The sequence below is a fragment of the Streptomyces sp. A18 genome (assembly GCF_059026065.1).
This window is the reverse complement of sequence record NZ_JBWLKL010000026.1, coordinates 91402-117516: the sequence shown is the minus strand read 5'-3', so window position 1 is coordinate 117516 and position 26115 is coordinate 91402. Positions and strand designations below refer to the sequence as shown.

Sequence of the window (26115 nt, the reverse complement as noted above, 5' to 3'; positions counted from 1 at the left end):
AACTCCAGGCCCTGGTTGAGCTTCTCGCGGTTGGAGAGCAGATCGTCCAGGTCGCTCTTGCCGATGATCGAGCGCAGTGACGTCTGGGCCATCTGCGAGACCGCGAAGCGGTAGTCCTCGACCTTGATCACCGCGTCCGCCGCGTCGATCACCTTGAAGTAGATGACGGCGTCCACGCGCACCGTGACGTTGTCCCGGGTGATGCCGTCCTGTGCCGGGACCGGCATCGTCACGATCTGCATGTTCACCTTGTGCAGCCGGTCCACGGCGGGGACGATCATGGTGAATCCCGGCTGTCGGATGCCCTCCCGCAGTCGCCCGAGGCGCAGCACCACACCGCGCTCGTACTGCTTGACCACGCGGGCCGCCGACACCACGTACACAAATCCGGCGGCCGCGACCGAGGCCCCTGCTGTGAGCAGCTCTTCGACCATGACGACCCCCTATCTCTCGAGTCGCCCGTCATTACAAAGATATGCCCAGGTTTGTCCATGGTCGAGCCCCGTGCCGCGCCGCTGACTAGGGTGGGGGCGGTGTTCACCTCCCAGGGCCCCACACTCCGCGAACTGGCCGTGCAGGCTCTGTCCTCCATCGAGGACGGCTATGACCTGCTGGCCCCGAAGTTCGACCACACCCCGTTCCGTACGCCCGACCGGATCCTGGACGCGGTCGCGGACACGCTGCGCGGCCTTGGACCGTTCGACGCCGGTCTCGATGTCTGCTGCGGCACCGGCGCGGGCGTCGCGACGCTGCTGCCGCTGTGCCGCGAGCGGGTCACCGGCGTCGACTTCAGCGCCGGGATGCTGGCCGAGGCCAAGGCCGCCGTGGTCGCCCCGGACGGCGGGCCCGCGGTGGAGTGGGTGCGAGCCGACGCCCTCGCCCTGCCCTTCACCGAGGACCACGACCTGGCGGTGAGCTTCGGGGCCTTCGGCCACTTCCTGCCCGCCGAGCGGCCACGGCTGTTCGCGCAGGTCCACGGGGCGCTGCGGCCCGGCGGGGTCTTCGCCTTCCCGATCGGGGCGCCGCAGCCCCCGACCTCGCCGCTGTACTGGGCGCTCCTCGGCTTCGACGGGGTGATGCGGGTGCGGAACAAGCTGTGGCGTCCGCCGTTCGTCATGTACTACCGGACCTTCCCGCTGCGGGGTGTCCTCGACGACCTGCTCCGGACCGGGTTCACGACGCGGCTGCACCCGCTGGAGGAGTTCGGGCGCCGCGCCGACGGCAGCCCCAACTGGTGCCTGGTCGAGGCGCGCAAGGCCTGAGCGTCACCCGAGGTACTGGACGGCACGACGTCCGGGCTCGCTCGAAGCGCGGGCCCCACTCGAGGGCCGCGCTCACTGGAACGCCTTGCGATAGGCCTGCGGGCTGACGCCGGCGACGCGCTTGAAGCGGTCGCGGAAGGCGGTGGGCGATCCGAAGCCGACCTGGACGGCGATGCGCTCCACGGAGTGCCCCGTCGTCTCCAGCAGATGCTGGGCCTGCCGGATCCGCGTGCGGTGCAGCCACTGCAGCGGCGTGCTGCCCGTCTGCTCCCGGAAGCGGCGCAGCAGGGTGCGGGTGCTCATGTCCGCACGGCCCGCGATGTCCTCCAGGGTGAGCTCGCGCCCGGCGTTCTCCTCCAGCCAACGCAGGAGCGGTTCGAGCTCGGACCCCTGCGGTGTGGGCGGCGCCTCGGAGACGATGAACTGGGCCTGGCCGCCCTCGCGTTCCAGGGGCATCACCGAGAGGCGGGCGGCATCCGCGGCGACGGCTGAGCCGTAGTCCCTGCGGATCAGGTGCAGGCACAGGTCCAGCCCGGCGGCGGCACCGGCGGACGTCAGGAACTGGCCGTTGTCGACGTAGAGGACGTCCGGGTCGACGTCGATGTCGGGATGGCACTCGGCGAGCCTGGCCGCGGCCATCCAGTGCGTGGTGGCGCGGAGCCCGGACAGCAGACCGGCCGCGGCGAGCGTGAAGGTGCCCGCGCAGATGGAGGCGATCCGCGTGCCGTCGGCCGCCGCGTCCCGCAGCGCGTCGAGTACCGCGTCGGGGACCGGCCGGGACACGTCGGCGGTGCCGGGCACGATGATCGTGTCCGCGTCCGCGAGCCCCTCCAGGCCCCACGGTGCCTGGAGCGTGAACAGGCCGGCGTCGACCTGTGGCGCGGCGCCGCAGACACGCACCCGGTAGCCGGCCCGACCGCCCGGCAGCCGGGAGCGGCTGAAGACCTCGATGGGGGTGGACAGGTCGAACGGGATGACGGTGTCCAGTGCCAGGACGGCCACGGTATGCATGGCGGCAACGTACGACAGAGTCGCGATCCCGCCAAGCGCGTGCACAGGGGATGAGGCCTGGTTGCCCCCATGAACCCGGCGCGGGGCGTGATGGCGGTATCTGTGCGAAGCCTGTCACTAATGCCACTGTCGGTGGGGCGGACGCGCTGGCTAATCTCGGCGACCGGGTCCCGATCGGGAGCCGCCAGACCTCCGCCGTTCTCCGAGATCCCGAGGGCTTCCGTCGTGACCAAGTTCTTCCTGACGCTCCATGTGCTGGCCGCCATTCTCGCCGTGGGCCCGGTCACTGTCGCCGCCAGCATGTTCCCCCCGGCCCTGCGCCGCGCACAGGCCGACCCGCAGGACGCGTCAGCGGTCGCCCAGCTGCGGCTGTTGCAGCGCATCTGCTCGGTGTACGCGTTCGTGGGGGTCGCCGTCCCCGTCACCGGATTCGCGACCGCAGGCAGCCTGGGCGTGCTCGGCAGCGCCTGGCTGATCGTCTCGATCGTCCTCACGATGGCGGCGGCCGTGGTGCTCATCGTCCTTGTCCTCCCGCGTCAGGAAGCGGCGCTCGAAGCGGTGGCCGGGGAGGGCGCCGACGGCGTACACGGCGAACTGGCCGACGGGGCGGGCTCGGTGGCCGTGGAGGCGCGCGCCGGTGCTCGACTCGCCATGTACACCGGTGTGTTCAACCTGTTGTGGGCCACCGTCACCGTCCTCATGATCATCAGGCCCGGTTCCACGACCGGAGCATGATCCCTCGGGCGGGACGCTGTTGACCCCCGTGGAGCGGAAGCCCTAAGTTCGGTGAACGTGTGTTCACCAGCACTTTCCTTACCACGGGGGTAACAGGAATGGTCCGTGCACCACATGCTCCGCAGGCCGCCGACCGGGCCGCACTGCCGCCGGACGCCGGCCTGTACGTGGAGCTGGCGCTCGACGCCGCCGAACAGGAGCGGCTCCGGGCGCTCGCGCCCGGCCCGGTCTGGTTCGCCGAACCGGACTCCGCCTCGGCCGACGACGCGCGTGTCCTCGCGGACTCCCACCTGGCCCTCGGCAACCCGAGGGCGCCGTGGGTCGCGACGGCGCCGCACCTGAGCTGGCTGCAGCTGGCGTCCGTAGGCATCGACCAGTACGCCGGCCTCGACTGGCCTGCCCTGGAGCAGCGCCTCACCGTCACGAACCTCGGCGGACTCTTCGCCGACCCGGTCGCGGAGACCTGCCTCGCGGGCGTCCTCGCCCTCTACCGCGGCATCGACGTGCTGGCAGGACTCCGCGACCGCGAGACCTGGTCGAAGTCGGACGTACGGCCCGGACTGCGGCTCATGAGCGAAGCGCACGTCCTCGTCCTGGGCAAGGGATCCATCGCGCGGCGCCTCGCCGAACTCCTCGCCCCCTTCGGCTGCTCCGTCACGCACTTCGCACGCGGCGACGGCGACATCCGCACCCTGAAAGAACTCGACGCCAGGCTCCCCGAGTTCGACGTCGTCGTGGGGCTGCTGCCGGGCACGGCCGAGACCGCCGACCTCTTCGACCGGCGGCGCATCGACCGCCTGCGCCCCGGCGCGGTCTTCGCGAACGCCGGTCGCGGCACCCTGGCGGACGAGGACGCCCTGGTCGCCGCCCTCGCGTCCGGCCGCCTCGGCGGGGTGGTCCTCGACGTCACCCGCCAAGAGCCCCTGCCCGCCGGGCACCCGCTGTGGAGCTGCCCGAACGTGATCCTCACCCAGCACACCGCGGGTGGATCGCGCGGCGAGACGGAGCGGATCATCGACCTGTTCGCGGACAACTGGCGGCGGCTGGCCGCCGGGAAGCCGTTGCGTAACGTCGTGCGGTGGTCCCAGGGGTATTAGTCGTCCCAGCGGTGTTGGGCGGAGAGGCGCTTTCAGAGGAAGTGGAAGCCCGGCCTCGGGTGCATCAGGAAGTCGTGGTGCGAGATGTTCCAGGCGTACGCACCCGCCATCGCGAACACCACCCGGTCACCGGCCCGCAGCCCGGCAACCGGAACCCGCCGGGACAGGACGTCCTTCGGCGTGCACAACTGCCCCGCGAACGTCACCCGGTCCCGCAGCGCCTCGGACCGCGGCCAGGGGTGCGGCCAGGGCTCGCGGGCCGGGAGCACGGTGCAGGGCTGGTCGTGCCCCTTGGTCGCGGGGGTGCGCAGGTGGTGGGTGCCGCCGCGCACCACCGCGAACTCCTCGCCGTGGCTCTCCTTCACGTCCAGGACCTCGGTGGCGTACCAACCGCAGTACGCGGTCAGCGCCCGCCCCGGTTCGATCCGGATCGTCAGTCCGGGGTGCGTCGCGCAGAGCCGGGCGAGGCCGTCGCCGTACTCGGCCCAGTCGAAGCGCGCCGCGGGGTCGGCGTAGTCGACGCTCATTCCGCCGCCGACGTTCACTTCGTCCAGCTGGATGCCGTGCCGCAGGGCGAGCGCCTGCGACCAGGTCACGATGGACTCGGCGACCGCGAGCTGCCGCGGTGCGTCGAGACCGCTGGCCAAATGGGCGTGCACGCCGTGCAGGTGGAGCTGGGGCGAACTACCGTCGGTGCATCGGGAGACCACGGCGTCCGCCTCGGCCGGGTCGATGCCGAACGGGGTGGGGCGGCCCCCCATGGAGAGAGAACTCCCTGCCAGGGAAACGGCGTTGAGGTCGAGGTTGAACCGGAGCAGGACCCCGACTCTCGTGTGCGGTACGACGCGGGCGGCGAGCGCGGCCAGCATCCGCAGCTCGTACGCGCTCTCCACATGGAACCGTTCCACACCGTGTTCGAGGGCGGCCGTGATCTCGTCCGGCGTCTTGCCGGGACCGCCGAAGGCCAGGGGGCGCCCCGCCACCGCTTTGGCCGCATGGGCGAGTTCGCCGCCCGACGAGACCTCGTAGCCGTCGACGTGCGGGCCGAGCGCGGTCAGGATCTCCGGCTCCGGGTTGGCCTTGGCGGCGTAGTAGAGCTCGACCTGCCGGGGGAGTGCGGCGCGCACGGCGGCGGCATGGGCGTCCAGCGCCGCCAAGTCGTAGAGGTAGGCGGGCATTTCCTCCGGGGGGAGTTCAATGGCGCGCTCACGTACGGCGGGCGTGGGGGTGGTCATCCGGCGGTGCTCCAAGGTGCGTCGGTGCGGGCGCCCAGGTCCCGTACGTGCTCGGCGAGCGGAAAGGGCGAGGTGAGGCGTACGTAGCCCGCGTCCCGGTCGGCCTTGCGCTCCCAGCGTGTGAGCAGATTGGCCTTCGCGGGCAGCGGCACCCCGGCGAGCAGGGCGCTGAGCCGGGGCGGGCAGCCGTGCGTGTCGGCGAACTCCCCCACAGTGGCCCGGACTTCGGACCAGAGCGCGGGCTCCGTGTGCGGGTGGAGGTCGGCCAGTGCGGCGAGCAGCTCGGCCACGTGGTTGACCAGGAGGCAGTAGACGACGCGGTCCCAGCCGCGCTGCGCGTCGTACGTCATCGGCTCCGCGACCTCGGGCGGGAGCGCGGCCAGGGTCTGCGCGTGACGCTCCGGCAGCAGCTTGGTGCCCTCCAGGTCGCGGAAGAGCACCTGGGCGGGCATCCCGTCGTCGTCGACGCAGACGAGGACGTTCTGCAGATGCGGTTCGAGCACCAGGCCGTGGTCGAAGTACGCGGCGAGGACCGGCGGCAGCAGGAGCCGCAGATACGTCCGCCACCAGTCGAGGGCACGCTGCGGCCCCGCGCCCCGAAGCAGGCGGGAGATGTGTGCCGGCCCCGTCGGATACTCGTCCGCGACGGCCGCGGCGAGCAACGGCGTCGTGCCGGGAAGGAGCCGTCCGGCCAGGCCTTCGCGGACGATGACGCCGAAGCCTTCGAGGAGGGCGAGGTCGGGGCGGCCGTCGGCTTCGGGGAGCGCCAGGCTGCGGTAGGCGGGCTCGCGGAGCACGGCGCTTCCCGGGAAGCGGGCGGCGAGGTCGTCCAGGGCGCCTGCCAGGACGCGGGTGAGCGCGACGGCGCCCGACAGTTCGTAACTGGCGTTCTTGCGCAGGCAGTTGGTGATGCGGACGTTCAGGCTGAACTTCAGGAAGGTGTCACCGTCGTACAGCGTGCGCACGGACGCGGTGGCCGCGAAGGGGGCGCCACCAGGACCCAGGTCGACGACGTCCTCGCGGTCAAGGGCGGCGCGCAGCCCCGGGTGCTCCCGCAGCAGGTCGTACTGCCACGGGTGCACGGGAAGGAGGCGGTAGCCGTCCGGCACGGTGCCGAGGCGGTCGAGCGGGGCGGTGGCCTCGGGCAGGGCCGTCTCCTCGGCGATGAGGTGGTCCCGTACGGCGAGGTGGCGCAGCGGGAAGGCGGCCGCGGTCTCGGGAGCGTACGCGGACCAGTCGGCGAGGTCGCCTCCGCGGGCCTTGGGCGTGGGGTGGAAACGGTGGCCGAACAGCAGGGACTGCTCGGAGGCGAGGTAGTCCGCGTGCCACTTCGGTGCGCTCTCCGTGGCGGGCACCGGGCGGCGATCGGCGGCGATCGCGGCGCTGACGCCTTCGTGACTTGAGGCGATCTGCTCCAGGAACTCCTCATTGCTCACGCCCGTACGCAGCGAGAGCTCGGCGCGGGTGTACTCGGCCAGGCGCGGCCAGTCCACCTCCACCCAGGCACCGTCGCGCTGTTCGGTCACCGGTCCCGTGAAGCGATGGGCGCCGAGCAGGGACGCGCGGCGCAGCGCGACGCGCAGGAGGACCCCGCGGCGCGGCAGCCGGAGCAAGAGGTCTCCGTCGACGACGGCGGTCTGGTGCTCGGGTCCCGAGACCTCGCGCAGCAGGCAGTTGAGGAGGGTATGCGTCACCGCCTCGTCGGCAGTGGGCAGGCGGGTGGGCGCGGCGCCGGCGACGGGGGCGCCCGAGATCAGGGCGGCGGACTGTGCGGGCGTCGCGGACGGTGCGGCGAACGTGCCGGTCGGCAAGGACATCAACGGCTCCAGCGGATGCGGGGCGAGCGGCGGAACAGGGCGGGAAGGGCGGCGGCGGCCAGGGCCGCGAGGGCGGTCGCGGTGCCGGTCAGGAAGGGCGCGGGCAGGCCGAGGAGGCTGTTGCCGGCGGCTGCGGCGAGACCGGCGGCGACCGCGCCTCCTTTGGAGACGAGCTCCAGCGTGCCGAACATCCCGCCGGGCGGTCTGCCGTCGGCGCACGCGGCGGCCAGCACGGACAGGCTGACGAGGCCGAGCGTGAGGCCGGCGCCGAGCAGCAACCGTACGCCGGTGAACGCGGCGAGCGAGTCGGCGGCGCCGTGCCCGGCGAGACCGAGCGCGACCAGACCGAACCCGGCGGCGATCCCCTGCAAGGGGCGGCGCTCGACGGCCTGGTGCACCCGCAGCGCGAAGAGGAGATAGCACAGGTGCGGCAGGGCGAACAGCGCGCCGGACACGACCGGGGACACCCCGGGTATTCGGTCCTCGATCAGCGCGATCAGATAGGGGAAGGAGACGACGGTGGAGAAGACGAAGGCGAACTCGAAGGCGTAGAGCGCCCGGAGCGGTGCGAGCGGTACGGCGGCGCCGTCCGGGACCTCGGTCGATGCGGCATCGGCAGGCTGCCGCGCCGTGGGTTCCGGCAGCGCGGCGAGCATCACTGCCGCGGCCAGCGGGAGGACGGCGAGCAGGGCGTACTGCCGGTGCGGCGAGACCCACGGGGTGAGTGTGCCGACGACGATCGGCGCGAGGACGAGCGCCGCCCGCGCGGCACCCTGCATGAGGGTGAGCGCCTTGGAGAGCCCCGAACCGGTGAGCGCGGCGGCGAGATAGCCGTTGGACGCGGCGAACGTGCCGCCGAGGATGCCCTGCAGCACGAGCGCCGTGACGAACGCACCCAGGGAATCGGCCCAACCGGCCAGCAAGAAGGAGACAGCGAGGCCGAGTTGGGCCCGCAACAGCAGCCGTTTTCGGCCGAAGCGGTCGGCGGCGCGACCCCACAGGGGCGCGCCGAGGGCGCCGAAGACGGTCGGGACGACGTACAGGAGCCCTGCCCAGCGGGCGGCCCCGTCGCCCAACTCGGGGAGGATCTGGGTGAGGTACGGGGGCAGACCGAGCGCGGCGAAAGACGCGACGAAGTAGCAGGCGGCGACGGCGTGCACCTGGCGTCGTCCGAATCCCGCGCCCACGGTCGGGCCCTCCGTAAGCGTGTGCGCCGACGATGCGGTGGCCATCATGAAGTCCCCGTCTGCCGCAGGTAGTTGGGTCCCGTCGTGTAGTGCTTGTTGATGTCGGCCGCTCCGGAGCGCTCTTTGGAGAGCAGGGTGCCCGCGGTGACCATGGCCTTGACGGGCAGTTCCGCCGCGTCCAGGACGTGCGCGCGCAGGAGCGAACCCGGCTCCCCGGGCCCCGCGTCGAGCCGCTCGACGGCCTCGGTGAGCCGGTCGCGCACGAGCCGGAGCAGTCGCTCCAGCGGGGCGCGGCAGTGCCGGGCGAGCCCGAAGGCGTAGGAGCCCGCGCAGAGGTGGACGGTGATGGTGGTGAACACGTCGAGCACGGGCCCATCTCCGTCGACGAAGATCCTCGCGTCATCGAACGTGCTGTGATCCGGAGCTTGTTGACCCATGGCGTCCCGCAGTCGGGCGAGGTTGATGCGGGGCCCGTCGTTGTCCTTGAAGAGGAGCCGCAGGCGGGTCCGGCGGCCGGCGCCCTCCGCGGGATCGTCCTCCGCGGGCTCGGCGTCCATCACCAGCGAGATGTTCTGCTGGTGCGACTCCAGGGCGATTCCGTAGGCGAAGAGAGTCGTCTGCCAGTCGAAGAGGAGGGTGAGCGTGGCGTCGAGGAGGGCGAGGGGGTCGCCGCCGTAGAAGCGTTCGGCGAGGTGGTCGATGACCAGCCGGTCGCCACCGGGCGCCGGGCTCAGGAGCGCGGCCATCGGTACGACGGCGGCGCCGTCGAGACCGGTGGGGTAGCGGCGCTGGAGCACGGCGAGGAGTTCGTGCCCGGCGTGGGCGAAGCGGGTCTCGTCCGCGTGCAGGACGACACCCTGGAACCGGGGCTCACGGGCGACGACCGCTTCGACGAGACGCTGGCCCGCCGCTCCGTCGACGAGGGTCCCCGGCTTGATGGTGCGGCGGTTGCGCAGGCCCAAGGTGGCGGTGGCGAGGGGCAGTTTGAGGTGCAGGGTGGGGTGGGCGGCGCGAGCGACGGTACGCATCGACAGGGTCGGCACGACGTCGGGTCCGGGCCCGTCGAGCAACTGGGCCCGACCGCCGAGCCCCGCCTCCCGCAGCGCGTCGAGCAGGGTGCCGTCCGCGGTCAAGGGGTGGACGGGGAGCACGAGATGGCTCCCTTCGAGCTCGGGCGCACCTGCCTCGCGGGGCGACAGCCAGGCGTCGGAGCCACCGCCGGTGCCGCCGCCGACGGTGACGGCATCGCGGGGCAGGGCGAGCCGGCGTAGGCCGAAGGTGGGGAGGAACTCAGGTGCATAAGCGCGAAGTTGGGTGACGGAGAGCCCGGATCGGCCGCGCGAGGTCGGATACACAGGGTGATCAGTCCGTGCGGCGAGGGTGTCGTGGCCGAGCCCGCCCGAGAGCCCGGTCCAACCGCTCGGATCCCCGCCGAACCGTGCGGCGAGCAGGGCGTCGACCTCGCCTCGCGTCTCGGCGTGCAGCCGCATGGCGTCGAGCGCCTGCCCGCACTCCACGGCGAGGGCATCGAACCCACCACGGTCGACGGGCTCGGCGAGGTCGCGCAGAGCGGAGAGGATGCTGCCCGCGTCGGTGAGCTCGGCCCCGTCGGACTCCCACCGGAGCAGGGGGAGCCGGGCGGCGTACGCCCCTTGATAGCCGTCCACGCGAACGGCCATCAGCAGGGCGTCGACCTCGACCCGGCGCGCCCCGGCCCGCGCCGCATGGGCGCCCTTCGGGGGTCGGGCCTTCGCGGGGTCGTGTCGTGCTTCGTCCGGCGATCCTGCCGCCGGGCGTGGGCCCCGGCCCGCGTCGTGGCCCGGCCTCGGCGCGGGAACCCCTGGGGCGGCTTCCGGCCCCGTGGAGTCGTCCCGTACCGACACCGGCACCCACACCGGCAGCCTCAGCCACAGGCCGTCCGGACGGCGCACCACCGCCCGGCTTCGGGTGCGCCACCCCGTCACGTCCTCGCGCAGGAGCGCGCTCAGCAGGCGTAACAGGAGCTCCCCCTTGACGCCCCCGACGCCCACGCCTTCGACGCCCACACCCTCGGCGGCCGACGGCACCCCGGCCCCGGCCCCCGTTCCGCCCTTCAACCGCGTCACGGCGTGATCTCCCAGCGGTGCTCGGCGAGGAAGTCCGCCACGGCCCGGTCCACCGCCGTCTGCTCGGTGCCCGTGGCGCGGACCACTCCCAGGAAGTCGCGGTTGGTGCCGTGGAGTTCGTGCCGTTCGCCGATCTCGCGCAGCGGGCGGTACGTGAGCCGCACACCGCCCACCGTCACATCGGTCGCGCGCGGCGCGGCAGTCAGCGTTCCCGCGCTCTGCGCGCACGGGTAGTCGAGCCGCGCCCGGCCGTCCATGCGCGCGCCCAGGTCCGAGGGGAGTGGCTCGCCCATGTGCGTACGGAGGATGTGCTCGAACAGCGGTATGTCCAGGAGCTGGGCCAGGAGCAGGTCGCACTGGTCGCCGATGGCGCGGTAGTTGACCTCGATGAGCCGCGCCCGCCCCCGCGACACCACGAACTCCGTGTGGCAGGCACCGAACCCCACGCCCAGCACGTCCAGTTGGGCGAGTACCTGAGCCGTGACCGGTTCCGGATGTGCCGGGACGAAGGCCATCCGCTCCTCGATGAAGTACGGCGGCGGCGACACCTCCGTACGGAAGCCGCCCAGGACGTGCCGGACGCGGCCGTCGCCGAGCGTCTCCAGGGTGCGCAGTTCCCCGGCTAGGTACTCCTCGACGATCAGGGCCGCCCTCGGACGCCGCTCCTGTATCTCCGCGCACCGCCGCACCAGGTCCCCCGGCCCGTCGACAAGGACCACGTCCTCGCTGGCCACGCCTTCCCTCGGCTTCACCACGCACGGGAACGGCACGTCGAGGGAGGCGAGTTCGGCCGGATCCCGGCCCGCCGCGAGCTCCGCCGACCAGACCCCTTCGCCGCCCCCAGCCGCGAGATGCCGGCGCATCTGCGCCTTGTCCTTGGTGCGCAGCGCCGCCCTCCAGTCCTTGCCGGGCAGCTCGAAGTACTCGGCGGCCAGGGCGGCTTGGGTCTGCAGGTGGTCGCTGTTGGTGAAGATCGCGCCGGGGGAGTGGTGTGCGGAGATCCGGCTGATGACGGCGCGGAAATCGCGTACGTCGCATTCAAGGACCTCCGCGGTCTCCAGTGTCTGCAGCACCTCCTGGACGCGTCCGTGCCGGTGGGCGTCCGGCTGATCGGTGAGCAGGGTGACGTCGAGGCCGAGCCTGCGCGCGGCGGGCAGAAAGCCTTCGGTGACCGAATCGGTGGGGTTGCGGGCAAGGACGTACAGCCGCATGGGCGAGTCCACTTCCGGGTGCGAGCGGAGGTGCATGTGGGGGAGGGAGAGAGGAGGGGGCGGGCCGGCGGACGGCCCGCCCCGAGGGCGAGAGGCCTACTTCGCCGACGGCAGTTCGACGTCCGTCGCCTTGGCCACGTCCTCAAGGACGTGCTCCGCGGCCTGGACACCGATGCCCGACATCCATGTCTCGTCCGGGACCGTGAAGACCTTGTCCTTCTTGACGGCCGTCAGGTCCTTCCAGACCGGGTTGGACGTGACGTCCTTCTGCTGGGTCTTGTCGGGTGCGTCGGCCACCGTCACGAAGATCAGGTCGGCGTCGGCCTTGTCGATCTGCTCGGGGCTGACGTCCAGCATCGACTTCTCGGGGTCGGAGGAGTTCTGCGAGGCCGGGCGTGTGAGGCCGATGTCGTCCAGGACGATGCCGCTGTAGGCGGACTTCTGGTAGAGCCGGGTCGGGCCCGCGATGAAGCGGACGACCGAGGCCGACGGCATCTTCCCGTCGTACTTCGCCTTGATGGAGTCGCCGAGGGCCTTGGCGCGCGTCTCGTAGTCCTTGAGTGCCGTGTCGGCCTGGCTCTCCATACCGAGGGCCTTGGCGTGGACCTTCAGGTTCTCCTTCCAGGGGGAACCCGTGGTCTCGGTGAAGACGGTCGGCGCGATGCCCTTGAGCTTGTCGTAGACCTTCTCGTGCCGGACCTTGGACGACAGGATCAGATCGGGCTTGAGGGAGGCGATCAGCTCCAGGTTCGGCTCCTCCATCGGGCCGACGTCCTTCACCCCGCCGATCTTGTCCTTGAGGTACGAGGGGAAGCCGCCCGCGGTCTTGAAGTGCGGGGAGACCGCGCCGACCGGCTTGACGCCGAGCAGTGTGACGTCGTCAAGCTCGCCGGTGTCGAGGACGACGACCTTCTGCGGCTGTGCGGGGATCTCGGTGCTGCCCATGGCGTGCTTGATGGTGCGCGGGAAACCGGTGTCGGCGGCGGAGTCGGCCGTGCTCTTGTCGTCGCCGTCGGAGTCGCCGCACGCGGCGAGCGCGCCGGTGCCGAGGACGACGGTGAGCAGGACGGCACTGACCCTGCGTGGCAGGCTTCTGATGGTCATGAGGGTTGGATTCCCTTGCTGTGAGCGGAGGTTGGGGAAATGCGGGCGGGACGAGCAGCCGGGCGATCAGGCGGGGACGGCCGGATCGTCAGTGGCGCGGCGGGCGGCTCTGCCCTTCGGCACGACCAGTGGTGTGCCGGTCTCCGGGTCGGGGATGACCCGGCAGTCGACGTCGAACACGTCTTTGACGAGTTCCGCGTCGAGTACGTCGGCGGGCGCTCCGGCCGCGGCGAGCCGCCCGTCCTTGAGGACGACCAGGTGGTCCGCGTACCGGGCGGCCTGCCCGAGGTCGTGCAGCACCATCACGACGGTGCGGTCCGCCTCGGCGTGCAGATCGGCGACCAGGTCGAGTACGTCGAGCTGGTGCCGCAGGTCGAGGAAGGTGGTCGGCTCGTCGAGGAGCAGCAGTTCGGTGTCCTGGGCGAGCGCGAGGGCGATCCAGGCACGCTGGCGCTGGCCGCCGGACAGCTGGTCCACGCTCCGCTCGCGCAGCTCCGTGGTGCCGGTGCGCTCAAGGGCCTCGTCCACAGCAACTTGGTCGGACGTGGACCAGGGGCTCAGGAAGGTCTGGTGGGGGTAGCGGCCCAGCCGTACGAGGGCTTCGACGGTGATGGACTCGGGCGTCACCGGCTGTTGCGGCAGGAGGCCCATCCGCCGGGCCAGGGCCCGCGCCGTCATGCGGTGGATGTCCGCGCCGTCCAGGGCGACACTGCCGCCGGCGGGCGCGAGCAGCCGGGTCAGGCCGCGCAGCAGTGTGGACTTGCCGCAGGCGTTCGGGCCGACGATGGCGGTGACGGCGCCGCCGGGCAGCGTCACGTCGAGGCCGCCGACCACGACGTTGTCGCCGTACCGCAAGTCGAGCCCGTGTGTGGAGAGTTGGTTGGCGGGGGACTTCGGCGTGGGCGTCTGCGTCGACGTCTGTGTGGGGCTCATGCGGCACTCCGGTTGACGGGCCTGCTCTGACGGATCATCAGTACGAGGAGCCAGGGGGCGCCGAGTGTCGCGGTGACCACGCCGACGGGCAGGCCCTCCACCGGAAGCAGGTGCTGCACCACCAGGTCGGACGCGAGCAGCAGGACCGCCCCGGCCAGGCCGGTCAGCGCCAGCGTCCCCGGTGTCGGCGGGCCCGCGACGAACCGCACCAGGTGTGGCACGGCGAGCGCCACGAACGCGACAGGGCCGGTGAGCGCGGCGGCGAGTGATGCCAACACGATCGCGGTGACGAGGAGTTGGAGCCGCGCCGCGGACGGGTTCAGGCCGAGCCCGCCCGCCGACTCGTCGCCCAGGTCCAGTACGGCAAGGCGCCGCTGGAGCGCGAACGCGGCCACGAGCGCGAGCGCCACCGCGCCTCCGGCGGCCCATACCTCGGTCCATGTCCGCCCGTAGAGCGATCCGGTGGTCCACTGCAGCGCGGAGCCCGCGAGTTCGGCGGGGAAGCGTACGACCATGAGGTTCACGGCGGCGGCGAGCCCCGCCTGGACGGCGAGCCCGACGAGCACGAGCCGCGTGACCGTGATCCCCGAGCGCCAGCCGAACACCCCGAGCAGCAGCGCGGCCAGGAGACCGCCGCCCAGCGCGGCCGGCGGAATGAGTGTCTGGGACGCCCCCGTGGCGAGCAGCACGACGGCTCCGAAGGAGGCGCCGCCCGTCACGCCCATCACATCCGGTGAGGCGAGGGGATTGCGGAACACTCGCTGCAACAGCGACCCCGCGACCCCGAGCCCGACCCCGGCGACGAGGGCCGCGATCACCCGTGGCGCCCGGAAGTCCTGCACCACAAGGACGTCCGCCGGGTCGCCGAGCCCGACGAGGCCACGCAGCGCGACGGATGCGGACAGCGGCATCTGTCCTGTCGTCAGGGCGAGCGTGACAAGCACGAGGAGGGCGGCGAGGCCCACGCAGGCGAGCAGCGCGATTCGACGCCGCCGGTGGACCGATGCCCCGGTGTGCGCGGCCTTCTTGACCTCACGTACGGCGAAGACGGTCATCGCGCCACCTTCCGGGCCAGGACCGCGAGCAGCGGTGCCCCGAGGAACGCGCTGACGATGCCGACCTCCAGCTCGGAGGGGCGCACGACGACGCGGCCGAGTACGTCGGCGGCCAGGAGCAGCAGCGGTCCTGCGATCAGACAGCCCGGCACGAGCAGGCGGTGGTCGGAGCCGACCGCGAGCCGCACCAGGTGCGGGGCGGCGAGCCCGATGAACGCGACGGGCCCGGCGACCGCCACCGCCGAGCCCGCCAGCAAGACGACCGCGACGCCTCCGGCGAGCCGGATCCTGGCCACCGGCACGCCGAGCGCCTGCGCCGAATCGTCGCCCAGCGCCAGGGCGTTGAGCGCGGGCGAGATCGCGAGCGCGAGGACCAGGCCGATGACGAGGGTGGGCAGGACCGGCCAGAGCACGTCGAGCGTGCGCCCGGACAGCGAACCGGCCAGCCAGAAGCGGGCCTCGTCCAGGGTGCGTTCGCTGGCCAGCATCACCGCCTGGGTCCAGGAGAGCAGCACCATCTGGAGCACGACCCCGCCGAGCGCGAGCCGCACCGGATCGAGGTCACCCGCGCGCCGGGCCAGCATCTGGGCGAGCATCCCGGCCGCGGCGGCTCCGAAGAAGGCGAACCACAAGTACTCGACGGGCCGCGTGAGATGCAGGGCGTAGATGGCGACGACGACCGCGAATCCGGCGCCCGCGTTGATGCCGAGGGTGGTCGGCGATGCGAGCGGGTTACGGGTGATGCCCTGGGCGACGGCCCCGGCCACGCCGAGGGCGGCACCCACGGCGAGCGCGACGAAGGTGCGCGGCAGACGCAGTCCGGTGACGACGAGCGCGTCCCGCCCGTGGGCGTCGCCGAAGAGCGCTTCGGCGACGGTGGAGAGCGGCACGGGGCGCGACCCCAGGGCCAGGCTCAGGGCGGCACACAGCACCAACGCGCCGAATCCGGCGAGGAGTAGAGGGATCCGCCGCGTGAGGTGGCTGCCTGGCGGGACGGCCCGAGCGATCTTGGACACAGGGTGAGAGTTTAGGTTAGGTATACCTAAGGATGTCAACTCACCGTGAGGGTCGGATCACTCACCATGGCGAAGTGCGCGGCGCGCCGCGCACGATGAGGCAAGTTGAAGCGAAATAAGGTAAGCCTTACCTGGTTAGCGGCGGAGTTCGTCGCTGGACGATCGATGGACCTGCCTTTTCAAGGAGTTACGCGTGCCGCTGACCGTGGCCCCGGACCTGGCGAATGCCGCCACCGCCCTGAGCCCCGCCGCCCTGCTCGCCACGACCTATCAGCGGCTCACCGCGCACTGCGAGAGCCTCGCCGTCGTGGTGGCGCAACCCGGCTCGACCGCGGGTCAAGGGTGGCTCACCGGCGCCGAACTGACGTCACATCAAGGCGCCTTGGAGGCCTTCGTCGCCGCGGAGGCCGCACGTATCCGCTCCGGTCACGACCACGCCCCGCGCCCGGACGTCGCCGCGTCGCGCGCACTGCACGGCTACCTCTGGTCGGTCTCCCTCCTGATGAGCGGCGCCTGGTACCTGGAGCGGCGCGTGCCGCGGATCCGCCCGGAAGACGTACGCGTCCACCTGGAGACCGGCGCCTTCGAGATCGTCCCCGGCTCCTTCGCCTGCTTCCCCGACGACCCGGCGGCCGGGCTCCCCGGAACGCTGGTCCTTCCCGACGAGGAGTCGCTCCGCACCGAACTGCGCGCCGCGGTCGTCGCGCACATGCGACCGCTGCTCACGGCGATCGCGCCCCAACTGAAGCGAGGGAAGAGGGCGTTGTGGGGCATGGCGGGGGATGACCTCATCTCCGGGATCTGGTACCTGGGGCGCATGCTCGGTCAGGAGGGCGACGCACTGCGAGCTGTGGACGCCCTGCTCCCGGGCCCCGTCGAACCCTTCCCCGGTGGCGCCGCCTTCCGCCACCTGACGACCCGCGACGGCGAACGGCACCCGACCCGCACCCGCCTCGGCTGCTGCCTCTACTACACGATCCGTGCCGCCGAGGCGTGCGGCACCTGCCCGCGCGTCTGTGACGCGGAGAGGCTGCGGCGGCTGGAGGCGTGATAGGGAATCGGGCACAGCCCCTCGCTCCCGCCAGGAGAAGCCCATATCGGCACGGAGGCCCGCTCGTTCCCCGGACTCGGCCTGTCCGAGGACGACTACGGGCACAACGTCTGGCCCGCGCGGGTCGACGGCTTCGAACCGGCCGTGCTCGGCTACTTCGCGCGGGCCGGCCGGGTGGCACGCACCCTGACCCGCGTCTTCGCGGACGCCCTGGGGGAGCCGTCCGACTTCTTCGAGTCGCTGACCGATCACTCCATCGACGTACTGCGCATGAACAACTTCGCCCTGCCGGAAGGGACCGTCATCCTCGACCGTGACCTGACGTGATGGAGGCGCGGATCGCTTCGAGGGCCTCGGTGATGTTCGCTTCGGCCGCCGCCTTGTCGATGCCGAGCCCGGCGAGCGTGCCCGCGCCGCCCTCCGCCTCCAGGAGCGAGAGCAGGATGTGCTCCGTCCCGATGTAGTTGTGACCGAGCCGGAGCGCTTCCCGATAGGTCAGCTCCAGAACCTTCTTCGCCCCGGCGTCGTACGGAATGAGGTCGGGCACATCGCCGACGGCGGGCGGCAGCGCTTCGGTGACGCGCTCGCGGATCGCGTCGAGTGAACTCCCCTGCGCGACAAGGGCCTTCGCGGCGAGGGCGTCCGGATCCGTCAGGAGGGCGAGCGTGAGATGGCCGGGGCCGATCTCGTCGTTGCCCGCCGCGCGTGCCTCCTCCTGCGAGGCCATGACCACGTTCTTCGCGCGGGGTGTGAACCGGCTGAAGCCCTGCCGGGGGTCGAGATCCGACATCTCGCCGGGGTCCTTGGGTACGAACCGCTTCTGGGCCGCCTGCCGGGTGACCCCCATGCTCTTGCCGATGTCCGTCCAGGAGGCGCCCGAGCGGCGCGCCTGGTCCACGAAGTGGCCGATCAGGTGGTCGGCGACGTCGCCGAGGTGATCGGCGGCGATCACGGCGTCGGAGAGCTGGTGGAGGGCTTCGGGGTGGGCCTTCTTGATGGCCTGGATCAGGTCGTCGAGACGGATGGGCTGGGTCGGCTGTGTGGGTTGCGTCATGCGTCAACGTTAGGTTGACAGTGAAGAGGGTGTCAACCCTGAGTTGACGCCTGGTTCTACTCCGTCCAGGGGGACGTCTGGATGACCTCGACGAAGTCTCCGCGGGTATAGCCGGGGACGAAGTGCTCCAGGACGTCGGCCTTGACGTTGCCGAAGGTGGTCTCCGGCTTGGGGGCGATCCCTTCGGTGAACGCCTCCAGGATCCGCCGCTTGAAGTCGGGGCGAGGGTGCAGCGCGGTGATCTCGGCGCGGTCGTCGGCGGTCAGGTCGTCGTAGCCGATGCCCAGGACGTCGTACTCCACTCCGGCCGTGACCAGTGCGACCTCCGGCTCCATGAACTCGGGGATGCCCGGGGTCGTGTGCAGGGCGATGGCGGTCCACACCCGGCGCACGCTGTCCTCCGGTACGCCGTGCGCGTGCAGGAACGTGCGCGCCTCCTCCGCACTGTCCACCTCGAAGCGGCGGCCGCTGTCCCGGAACCGCTCGCCCAGGCCCAGGTCGTGGAACATCGCCCCGATGTAGAGCAGTTCGGGATCGAAGCTCAGCCCGCGCCCGCGGCCCTGGAGGCTGCCGAACCAGTAGACGCGGCGGGAGTGGTGGTAGATCAGTTCGCTTGCCGTGTCCCGCACCAGTTCGGTGGCCGCGGCGGCCAACGTGGTGTCCGGCACGGACACTCCGGCGGCGGATGACGTGTGGTCGGTCATGGCGTGACTCCTGTCGTGAAGGAGGGTCTGTCGGGCCCCTTCGGCTTCTTGGCGTCAGCCTGCTCGACGTACGTGTCCCACGGCCATGTCCCGATGGACAGGTGTCCCACACATCTGGACACGCTCTGGAGCTACCGTGGTCCCGTGCCAGAACAACCGGACGGACCCCGCCCCCACCACGTCTACGTCCTCGCCTTCGACGGCGTGCGCCTCCTCGACGTCGCGGCCCCCCTGGAGGTCTTCGCCACCGCGGCCCGCTATACCGGGGGCGGTTACACCGTGCGGGTCTGCACCCCCGACGGGCAGGACGTCAGGACCTCCACCGGGCTGCGGATCGCGGCCGATCTGCCGGCGGCCGACGTGGAGGACGCGGACACCCTCGTCGTTCCGGGCCACGCGGAGCTCGTCACCTTCGCCGAGCGGCCCGACCTCGTCGAGTTCGTGGCTCAACTGGCGGGCGGGGCAAGGCGGGTGGCCGCCGTCTGTACCGGGGCCTTCGCCCTCGCCGCGGCGGGTCTCCTGCGCGGACGCAGGGCGACCACGCACTGGGAGCACGCGGCGAAGCTGGCCAGGCTGCACCCCGACGTCACCGTCACCGCGGACGCCATTTACGTCCAGGACGGACACGTCCTCACCTCGGCCGGGGTCACCGCGGGCATCGACGTCTGCCTGGCCCTCGTGGAGCACGACCACGGCCCGGACATGGCCCGGCGGGTCGCCCGTGACCTCGTGGTCTTCCTGCAGCGGCCCGGCGGACAGTCCCAGTTCTCCGCGGCCTCACGCACCCCGGCGACCAGCCATCCGGTGCTGCGCCCGGTCCTTGACGCCATCGCCGCCGACCCGGCGGCCGACCACCGCCTCGCGGCCCTGGCCGGGCGGGCCGCCGTGAGCCCCCGGCATCTGACCCGTCTCTTCACGCGACAGGTCGGCACCACACCGGCCGCGTACGTGGAGTCCCTCAGGCTCGAAGCCGCCCGCATGCTCCTCGAACGCGGCGCGAGCGTCACCGACGCCGCCGAGCGCAGCGGCCTGGGCAGTGACGAAACGCTGCGCAGGGCCTTCGCCCGACACCTCGGGACGACTCCGTCCGCTTACGCCGCGCGCTTCCGCACGACAAGGGTCGAGTGAGTACGGCGGCCTCGTGGGCGAGGTGTCAGCCGCCTCCCCCGGCACGCGATCAAGCGGTGCCCAGCGGCCCGGGTGACTCGATCCTGACCCCCGTTCCCTCCGTCCCGCCCCGCGCGGACTCCGCCCACCGCACCGCGGGGTCCATCGCGAGGCCCGCCACGAGGAAGATCCCGCCGAGGAGCAGCCAGCCCGGTACGCCCCAGACCACGAGGAGTGAGGTGAGCAGGAGCGGGCCGAGGGTGCGGGCGACGGGGACCCCGGTGCCGAAGAAGCCCTGGTACTGGCCCACTTGATGGGCAGGTGCCAGGTCGAAGCCGATCTGCCAGGAGCCTGCGGACTGCTGCATCTCCGCGATGACCTGGAGGACCGCCCCCGCCACCAGGACTCCCGCCGTCACCCACACCGGAAGTCCGGCGGCCGACAAGGCGAAGACCGCGCACGAGGCGAGCATGGTGAGGCCGGAGTGCCGCACCGCACGGGTTGCCGTGCGCGGTCCGTCGACGTCACGGGCCATGCGGACCTGGAAGGCCATCACCGCAAGGGTGTTGAGGACGAAGAGCGCCGAGACCAGCCAGCTCGGCGCGTTCGTCCGGTCCACCACCCACAGCGGAATCGCGAGGCTCAGCAGCGGCATGCGCAGCAGCAGGATGGCGTTGAGCGCGGTGATGACGGCGTACGGCCGGTCGCGGAGCACGGCCAGGCGCGGCTCCCCCTTCTCGCGTGCCGCCGCGCGCGGTACCGCGGGCACCCGCAGCAGCACCAGCGCGCAGAGCAGGAAACTGACCGCGTCCAGCGCGAAGACCGCCAGGTAGGCCCCGCGTGTGTCGTGGTGCAGGGCGAGGCCGCCGAGCGCGGCGCCGACCGCGAGACCGGCGTTGAGCGTGGACTGCAGATGGGCGAGGACGCCCGTGCGCGCCCCGGGCGTCACGAGCCCGGCGAGCAGGGCCTGCCGTGCGGCGGCGAGCCCGCACTGGGCGACGGCGTACAGGCAGGCCGCGAGGAGGAAGGGGACGAAGGAGCGGATGAAGAGGAAGGAGGCGACCGACGCGCTGGTGGCCAGGGCCAGCAGCACGGCGGTGCCACGCGGCCCCTGCCGGTCGGCGAGCGCGCCGAGCGGCACGCCCGTGACGGAACCGATGGCCCAGGCGACCGTGAGCGCGAGCCCGATCTGCGTGGGGGAGAGGCCGACGACGCGAGTGAAGTAGAGGGCCGACGTCACGTAATAGGCGCCGTCGCCGAGCGAGTTGCTGAGCTGGGCGGCGGCGAGCACGCGTGGCGCTCCGGCCGGCGGCAGGATCTGGATCGGCACAACGCCCCCTGAGTAGGCGGCCATCGGGCCGCTTCTTCGCTGATGGGAGGAGGCTAGTCAGCCGAATGGTTCCGTCTGTGGACCATTTCCGGGTCCTGGGCATGGGCCAATTTTCTGGCCCCATCCGGCCGTCGCACCATGTAGACGTCGATCGGGTCCTCGTTCTCGACGGTGAAGCCGTGGCGCTCGTAGAGCCGTCGGGCCGCGCTGCCCTGCAGGACGTTCAGGCGGACGAGGTCGCCGTCGGCGTCGGTCCGGTGGAGCAGCCGTCGCAGCACGGCCGAGCCGAGGCCACGCCCCTGGAGGGCCGGGTCCAGGTAGAAGTGCTCGAGCCACTGCCCGTCCTCGGCCGGTCGCAGGGTGACGCAGCCCGCGAAGGCCCCGTCGGCGACGATGACGGAGGTGTGGGGAGAGAGGGCGTCCCGCAGTCTCTGGCGCACCCGATGCTCGTCGAAGCGGCCGAGCCGCTCCAAGTCCGGGCGCATCACCGTCGCGCGCAGCTCGGCGATGGGCTCGACGTCGGTGGGCTCGGCTGCCCGCAGCACCCACTCCGGGCCGGGAGCCGCCGTAGCCCGTCGCTGTTCCGCATGTGTGGTCACCGCGGAATTGTCCCTGGTCACCGCCTGGCGGCACGGGGTGGGTCCTTCGGCGGCCTGGCATCGGCCGCAGACGCCGCTCAGTTCGAGGGTGTGCTGGAGCGCGGCGAAACCGGTGGTCCTGCCGAGGCGATCGGCCCAGCGTTCGACGACGTCCGCGTCGACCGCCTGGCTGCGTCCGCAGCAGCGGCAGATCAGATAGTGGCTGTGCTCGTCGGTGGGCCGCTGCAAGTACAGCCGCTCGCCGCCTTCGTCGCGTACGACGTCGACCAGACCGGCGCGCCCCAGCTCACGCAGGGTGCGGTAGACGGTGGTCAGCCCGACCGTGCTGCCGGAGGCGGCCATCAGCGCGTGCAGCTCCTGTGCGGAGACGAAGTCCGGGCAGCGGCCCAGCATGTCGAGCACGGCGGTGCGCTGCCGCGTCCTGCGCAGCCCGCGCTCGGCGGCCCGGCGCTCCGGTGGGACCGGAGGGGCCGCCGTCTGCGGGTCGCCCATGGGGACTCCTCGGTCGAGCGGTGCCGTACGGATCGTGCCGTACGGATCGCGGCGTAGGGATCCCATAGTAAATGAACACGGTTTTCAAGTCGACGAAGCTGCCGACACGCCGCGGCCGCCGAGCGCACAGAGGCCGCGGCGACACGCGTCAGCGTGTGACCTGCCAGCTGTGCGCGCCGGTCAGGAGCTTGCGCAGCTCCGGGGTGCGGACCGCCTTGGTGGGGTCGGTGGCGCGTGCCGTGACGGTGTGCGGGCGGCCATCGGCGGGCACCCCGAGCGCGCCGGGGGTCACGCTGCTCGCGCCGCGGGCCTGACGGGCCTCGCGGCCGTCGACGTACCAGCGCACCTTCGCGTGGGAGGACGCCTTGACGCGCATCCGCTCGGTGCCGCGCACCTGTTGGTCGGTGGGAGTGGCGGAGGTGAGGGTGGGCGCGTGCTGGTGGAAGCCCGCGATCATCGCCTCGCGTCCGGGCAGATTGAACTCGCGGCCCAGCGTGCGCATGATCGAGTCCGCGGTGGGGCGGTTCAGGCCGTGGCCGTGGTAGCCGCCGCCCTCGTACGCGCCGACGGTGCCGCCGTCGGGTGACTCCTGGCCGAGCCAGCTGTGCCACTTCACCTTCTGTGCGGCCATCTCGTCGGCGCTGAGCTTGCTGAGGTTGGACTCGCCGGGCTCGGGGCCGGTGTAGGTGCTCTCGTCGTACCAGTACTCGTCGGCGAGCTTGCCGAACGAGTGCCCGGTCTCGTGGACGGCGACCTGGTCGGAGTCGGGGTGATCGGACGAGGCGGTGCCGATGCCGTCGTACCCGGACGGTGAGGTGATGGCGTTGTAGCCCGCGCCGCCGTACTTGGTGGAGTTGCCGAGCACGATGACGAGGTCGGGGTCGGCGGCCTTGCCGGCGTACGCCTCGACCTTGTTGGTGTCGACGCACAGCAGTCGCTCGATGCCGTCGCAGAAGAACGCCGAGTCCAGGGCGGTGTTCTTGCGGACGTCGCTCGTCGGGTCGCCCGAGATGCCGGAGTCCTGCGAGTGCGCGTCGACGGCCCAGACGTTGAAGAGATCCTCGTACTCGGCGTACGGCTCGACGGCGGCCATCTCCTTCCACTTCGTGCGCACGTCGGTGTGGAAGTCCTCCTGCTGGGCCGCGGTGTAGCCGTCGCCGATGAAGACCACGTCGACCTTGGCGTCGCTGGCTCCGGCCTCCACGATCGGCACGACGTCGCCGTCGTCCTGGACCGCGGACTTCTCCTTCTTGGTGAGCGGGGCGGAGGCGGGGACCTCTGTGTGGAGGGGGTGGCCGTCGGGGCCGGTGAAGTACTCGACCTCGACGGGGTCGGTGTCGCGGGCGGCGGCCGGGCTGTCGTCCGGGCTCTGGTCCGCGGCGACCGGCGCGGTGACGGCGAGAGCCGCGGCCAGGGCGACGGCGGTGGCCGCGGCGAGACGCTTGCGGGATATGCGGGATATGCGGGATATGCGGGATATGCGGGATGAGTGTCTACGCATGGGAGATCTCCCGGGTCTGCGCGGGCTCGGGATGGGCAAGTCCGCGATATAAGTGGGGGGTTAAGGGAGCTTAAGGCGCGGCTCAATGTAGGGGCTGCGGTGACGTCAGGCAATGCCCGGGACGCAAGGGGACGGTGGTAGAGGTGAGTTCACGCCGCTCACTGCCAAGTCCCGCCGCATCAGGCCTTGATGGACTCTGCTCGGACCTGGAGGAGGAGAGATGGCGGAGAGTGGATCTGGGGGCGTGCGGCTCGACGGGCCCGCGGTGATCGGACGTCGCGTCCTGCGCCTTCGTACGGAACTCGGGCTCACTCAGCGGCAGTTGGCCGAACCCGCCTACACGCCCGCCTACGTCTCCACTCTGGAGTCGGGCAAGGTGAAGCCCTCCGAGGCGGCCCTGCGGCACCTGGCCGAGCGCCTAGGTGTCACTCCCGAGGAGCTCGCGACCGGGCGCCCGGCCCGCCTCGCCGCGGAGCTGCGCCTGCGCCTGACCGACGCCCGGCGCGCCTTGGCCACCGGCTCACCCGAGGGCGCCGCCGCCCTCTTCCGCGCCCTGTGCGCCGAAGCCGTCGAGCACGAGCTGCCGGAGGAACAGGCCGCCGCGCTTCTCGGGCTCGGTGACTGTCTCCTGGAGTCCGGCGACCTCGACGACGCGCACGCGTGCTTCGCCTCGGTGGAGCGGCTGCTCGCCGACGAGCCGCTGCCCCGCCGCGTCCCCGCCGTCCGCGGGCGCGCCAACGCCCACCGCCTCACGGGCGAACTCCGCTATGCCTGCCACCTGTTGGAGACCGCCCTCGATCAGCTCAACGCCTCCGGGCTGCACGACCCCGACGCGCTGCTCCTCCTCTATTCGGCCTCCATCGCGCCGTACATGGACATGGGCGCGCACGAGCGTGCCGCGCACGCCGCCGAGCTGGCTCTCGCCCTCGCGCCGCGCGTGGACGATCCGGCGCTGCTCGCCGGGATGCACCGCGGAGTGGCCCGTACGCTCATCGCCCAGGGCCGCATCGCCGAGGCCGACGCCTCGCTGGCCAAGGCCCAGGACCTCTATCAGCAGCTGCACATCCGCACCGAGCTCGCCCACTGTCACTGGATGCGCGGCTATGTGCACGCCCAGGACGGCGACCTGGAACGCGCCGAGAGCGAACTGCGCACCGCACACGACATGCTCACCGCCAAGAGGGCCGCGCTCTACGCCGAACAGGTCGAGGTGGAACTCGCGGACGTGCTGCGCCGGCGCGGCAAGATCCGGGAGGCCGAGGCGCTGCTGAGGCCGCTCCTGGTCACCGGAACGGAGTCCTCCGATGCCACGGACATCCCGGCACTCCGGGCCGGGCGTGGCGCGGTGCACGGGGGAGCCGCACACCGGCTGCTCGGCCTCATCGCGGAGGAGTGCGGTGACGCGGACGCCGCCGAGGAGCACTACCGTGCCGCCCTGCCGCTGCTCGAACGCGCGGGCGCGGCCGGGGACGTGGCCGGCCTGTGCTGCCTCCTCGGCGATCTGCTCCGGCGCACGGGACGCACGGAGGCCGCCCTGGACGCCTACCGCACCGGCCTCGCCCACCGGGCCACGCCGGGCACGACGACACTGGGTCCCGCGCCCGCGCCACCGCCGATGTGAGGCCGCGGGGCCGGCCGGCCCGCCGGAAGCCCTCGACCCTCGGTAGCCTCGGGGGATGGCGCGGAGCGAGGCGAAAGACGTGGCCGGGTATCTGGCCGAGGCGACCGGGGAACGCAGGGACGCCCTGACCAGGCTGCGGGAGCTGTGCCGCGCGGAGCTGAAGGGCTTCGACGAGGTCATGGCGTACGGCATGCCCGCGTACGAACGCGACGGCACCGCAGAGATCGCCTTCGCCGCCCAGAAGCAGTACATCTCGTTCTACCTGATGCGCGGCGACGTCCGAGATGCCTTCGCGGACCGCCTTGCCGCGCACGACATGGGCAAGGGCTGCCTGCGCTTCCGCAAGCCGGAGCACATCGACTTCGACCTCGTACGCGATCTGCTGAGGGCCACCGCAGCTCGGCGGGGCACGGTCTGCTGAGGCCGCGAGTAACATCCGCACCACGGGTTGTTCGAATCTGAGTCAACAAGAGGTCTGGAGCGGTCAAGTGGACGATGCGGCGCAGGCGGCGCTGGGTGCCGGCAAGTACGTGCTGGTCACCAGCTACCGCAAGAGCGGCACTCCAGTGCCGAGCCCCGTCTGGGTCGTCGAGGACGGCGACGCGCTCGGTGTCTGGACGCCCACGGACTCCTGGAAGGTCAAGCGGATCCGCAACCGCGCCGACGTCCTGATCGGCCCCTGCGACCTGCGGGGCAATCCGACCGGCGAGCAGATCCCCGCCACCGCCGAGATCTGCGACCCGGAGACGACCGCGCGCTACCGCAAGCTCCTCGCCCGCAAGTACGGCGTGGTCGGCCGCCTCACCCTGCTCGGCAGCAAGCTCCGGCGCGGCACGAGCGGGACGGTGGGCATCCGCATCACGCCCACCCCGCCCGCCGTGTGACGCC

Annotated in this window: 25 protein-coding genes and 1 pseudogene; 9 read left to right on the top strand and 17 right to left on the bottom strand. The window is 71.9% G+C overall.

The annotated features are described in order from the left end of the window. Positions 1 to 434: SPFH domain-containing protein (locus tag AC5P1C_RS30860; RefSeq protein WP_493869229.1), on the bottom strand; the 434-nt coding region annotated here is incomplete at its 3' end. 99 nt (positions 435 to 533) lie between these two features. Between AC5P1C_RS30860 and AC5P1C_RS30855 the strand changes: the two genes are divergently transcribed. Next, complete coding sequence (locus AC5P1C_RS30855) at positions 534 to 1262, top strand: class I SAM-dependent methyltransferase (protein ID WP_493869238.1); 729 nt, start codon at positions 534 to 536, stop codon at positions 1260 to 1262. A gap of 72 nt (positions 1263 to 1334) precedes the next feature. Here the strand turns inward: AC5P1C_RS30855 and AC5P1C_RS30850 are convergent, their stop codons facing one another. Continuing rightward, positions 1335 to 2273: a GlxA family transcriptional regulator gene (locus tag AC5P1C_RS30850; RefSeq protein ID WP_493869228.1), complete on the bottom strand. Its 939-nt coding sequence runs from the start codon at positions 2271 to 2273 to the stop codon at positions 1335 to 1337. 225 nt (positions 2274 to 2498) lie between these two features. On the opposite strand from AC5P1C_RS30850, the gene AC5P1C_RS30845 reads away from it, so the two are divergent. Together AC5P1C_RS30845 and AC5P1C_RS30840 are read left to right on the top strand one after the other, a co-directional pair. Next, a complete protein-coding gene (locus tag AC5P1C_RS30845) occupies positions 2499 to 3008 on the top strand; it encodes a hypothetical protein (RefSeq protein ID WP_493869227.1) in 510 nt (169 codons plus the stop codon). A 98-nt stretch (positions 3009 to 3106) separates the two neighbouring features. Then, on the top strand, positions 3107 to 4105 hold the full coding sequence (locus AC5P1C_RS30840; RefSeq protein ID WP_493869226.1) for a D-2-hydroxyacid dehydrogenase: 999 nt from the start codon (positions 3107 to 3109) through the stop codon (positions 4103 to 4105). Between the two features lie 32 nt (positions 4106 to 4137). Here the strand turns inward: AC5P1C_RS30840 and AC5P1C_RS30835 are convergent, their stop codons facing one another. The 9 genes from AC5P1C_RS30835 to AC5P1C_RS30795 all read right to left on the bottom strand — a co-directional run bounded on the left by AC5P1C_RS30835 (position 4138) and on the right by AC5P1C_RS30795 (position 15768). Continuing rightward, the gene (locus AC5P1C_RS30835) at positions 4138 to 5340 is read right to left on the bottom strand and encodes a type III PLP-dependent enzyme (RefSeq protein WP_493869225.1); all 1203 of its coding nucleotides are present in this window, start codon (positions 5338 to 5340) and stop codon (positions 4138 to 4140) included. Further along, positions 5337 to 7157 carry an IucA/IucC family protein gene (locus tag AC5P1C_RS30830; protein ID WP_493869224.1) on the bottom strand — a complete coding sequence of 607 codons (1821 nt, stop codon included), beginning with the start codon at positions 7155 to 7157 and terminating at the stop codon, positions 5337 to 5339. Before AC5P1C_RS30830 ends, AC5P1C_RS30835 begins: the two co-directional genes overlap by 4 nt. Next, the gene (locus tag AC5P1C_RS30825; protein ID WP_493869237.1) at positions 7157 to 8389 is read right to left on the bottom strand and encodes an MFS transporter; all 1233 of its coding nucleotides are present in this window, start codon (positions 8387 to 8389) and stop codon (positions 7157 to 7159) included. The genes AC5P1C_RS30830 and AC5P1C_RS30825 overlap by 1 nt, the downstream gene beginning before the upstream one ends. Next, positions 8389 to 10389, bottom strand: a complete 2001-nt coding sequence (locus tag AC5P1C_RS30820) for an IucA/IucC family protein (protein WP_493869236.1) — start codon at positions 10387 to 10389, stop codon at positions 8389 to 8391. The genes AC5P1C_RS30825 and AC5P1C_RS30820 overlap by 1 nt, the downstream gene beginning before the upstream one ends. Before the next feature lie 56 nt (positions 10390 to 10445). Further along, entirely contained in the window at positions 10446 to 11660 is a 1215-nt protein-coding gene (locus AC5P1C_RS30815) for an ATP-grasp domain-containing protein (RefSeq protein ID WP_493869235.1), read from the bottom strand. Positions 11661 to 11756: 96 nt separating this feature from the next. Beyond that, entirely contained in the window at positions 11757 to 12764 is a 1008-nt protein-coding gene (locus tag AC5P1C_RS30810) for an ABC transporter substrate-binding protein (protein WP_493869223.1), read from the bottom strand. A 66-nt stretch (positions 12765 to 12830) separates the two neighbouring features. Beyond that, positions 12831 to 13697, bottom strand: a complete 867-nt coding sequence (locus tag AC5P1C_RS30805) for an ABC transporter ATP-binding protein (protein ID WP_493869222.1) — start codon at positions 13695 to 13697, stop codon at positions 12831 to 12833. Beyond that, positions 13694 to 14752, bottom strand: a complete 1059-nt coding sequence (locus AC5P1C_RS30800) for a FecCD family ABC transporter permease (RefSeq protein WP_493869221.1) — start codon at positions 14750 to 14752, stop codon at positions 13694 to 13696. The genes AC5P1C_RS30805 and AC5P1C_RS30800 overlap by 4 nt, the downstream gene beginning before the upstream one ends. Continuing rightward, complete coding sequence (locus AC5P1C_RS30795; RefSeq protein WP_493869220.1) at positions 14749 to 15768, bottom strand: FecCD family ABC transporter permease; 1020 nt, start codon at positions 15766 to 15768, stop codon at positions 14749 to 14751. The genes AC5P1C_RS30800 and AC5P1C_RS30795 overlap by 4 nt, the downstream gene beginning before the upstream one ends. 199 nt (positions 15769 to 15967) lie before the next feature. On the opposite strand from AC5P1C_RS30795, the gene AC5P1C_RS30790 reads away from it, so the two are divergent. Next, entirely contained in the window at positions 15968 to 16819 is an 852-nt protein-coding gene (locus AC5P1C_RS30790) for a (2Fe-2S)-binding protein (RefSeq protein ID WP_493869234.1), read from the top strand. A 144-nt stretch (positions 16820 to 16963) separates the two neighbouring features. Next, positions 16964 to 17146 (top strand): hypothetical protein, encoded by a 183-nt coding sequence (locus tag AC5P1C_RS30785; protein WP_493869219.1) that lies wholly within the window; start codon positions 16964 to 16966, stop codon positions 17144 to 17146. Here AC5P1C_RS30785 and AC5P1C_RS30780 read toward each other — a convergent pair. Together AC5P1C_RS30780 and AC5P1C_RS30775 are read right to left on the bottom strand one after the other, a co-directional pair. After that, entirely contained in the window at positions 17121 to 17873 is a 753-nt protein-coding gene (locus AC5P1C_RS30780; protein WP_493869218.1) for a Clp protease N-terminal domain-containing protein, read from the bottom strand. The two genes, AC5P1C_RS30785 and AC5P1C_RS30780, sit on opposite strands and share 26 nt — an antisense overlap. A 56-nt stretch (positions 17874 to 17929) precedes the next feature. Beyond that, the gene (locus tag AC5P1C_RS30775) at positions 17930 to 18577 is read right to left on the bottom strand and encodes an HD domain-containing protein (protein ID WP_493869217.1); all 648 of its coding nucleotides are present in this window, start codon (positions 18575 to 18577) and stop codon (positions 17930 to 17932) included. A gap of 144 nt (positions 18578 to 18721) precedes the next feature. On the opposite strand from AC5P1C_RS30775, the gene AC5P1C_RS30770 reads away from it, so the two are divergent. After that, positions 18722 to 19705 carry a GlxA family transcriptional regulator gene (locus AC5P1C_RS30770; protein ID WP_493869216.1) on the top strand — a complete coding sequence of 328 codons (984 nt, stop codon included), beginning with the start codon at positions 18722 to 18724 and terminating at the stop codon, positions 19703 to 19705. Between the two features lie 49 nt (positions 19706 to 19754). Here the strand turns inward: AC5P1C_RS30770 and AC5P1C_RS30765 are convergent, their stop codons facing one another. The 4 genes and pseudogenes from AC5P1C_RS30765 to AC5P1C_RS30750 all read right to left on the bottom strand — a co-directional run bounded on the left by AC5P1C_RS30765 (position 19755) and on the right by AC5P1C_RS30750 (position 23606). Continuing rightward, positions 19755 to 21038: an MFS transporter gene (locus tag AC5P1C_RS30765; protein WP_493869215.1), complete on the bottom strand. Its 1284-nt coding sequence runs from the start codon at positions 21036 to 21038 to the stop codon at positions 19755 to 19757. 29 nt (positions 21039 to 21067) lie between these two features. Next, a complete protein-coding gene (locus tag AC5P1C_RS30760) occupies positions 21068 to 21556 on the bottom strand; it encodes a GNAT family N-acetyltransferase (protein ID WP_493869233.1) in 489 nt (162 codons plus the stop codon). Between the two features lie 195 nt (positions 21557 to 21751). After that, positions 21752 to 22006, bottom strand: a pseudogene (locus AC5P1C_RS30755) (transcriptional repressor); the annotation flags it as partial. Between the two features lie 247 nt (positions 22007 to 22253). After that, entirely contained in the window at positions 22254 to 23606 is a 1353-nt protein-coding gene (locus tag AC5P1C_RS30750; protein WP_493869214.1) for a M64 family metallopeptidase, read from the bottom strand. 220 nt (positions 23607 to 23826) lie between these two features. Here AC5P1C_RS30750 and AC5P1C_RS30745 point away from each other — a divergent pair, with 220 nt between their 5' ends. The 3 genes from AC5P1C_RS30745 to AC5P1C_RS30735 all read left to right on the top strand — a co-directional run bounded on the left by AC5P1C_RS30745 (position 23827) and on the right by AC5P1C_RS30735 (position 26111). Next, positions 23827 to 25227 carry a helix-turn-helix domain-containing protein gene (locus AC5P1C_RS30745; protein WP_493869213.1) on the top strand — a complete coding sequence of 467 codons (1401 nt, stop codon included), beginning with the start codon at positions 23827 to 23829 and terminating at the stop codon, positions 25225 to 25227. 55 nt (positions 25228 to 25282) lie between these two features. After that, positions 25283 to 25648 (top strand): iron chaperone, encoded by a 366-nt coding sequence (locus tag AC5P1C_RS30740; RefSeq protein WP_493869212.1) that lies wholly within the window; start codon positions 25283 to 25285, stop codon positions 25646 to 25648. 67 nt (positions 25649 to 25715) lie between these two features. Further along, positions 25716 to 26111: a PPOX class F420-dependent oxidoreductase gene (locus AC5P1C_RS30735; RefSeq protein ID WP_493869211.1), complete on the top strand. Its 396-nt coding sequence runs from the start codon at positions 25716 to 25718 to the stop codon at positions 26109 to 26111. Positions 26112 to 26115 lie beyond the last annotated feature (4 nt).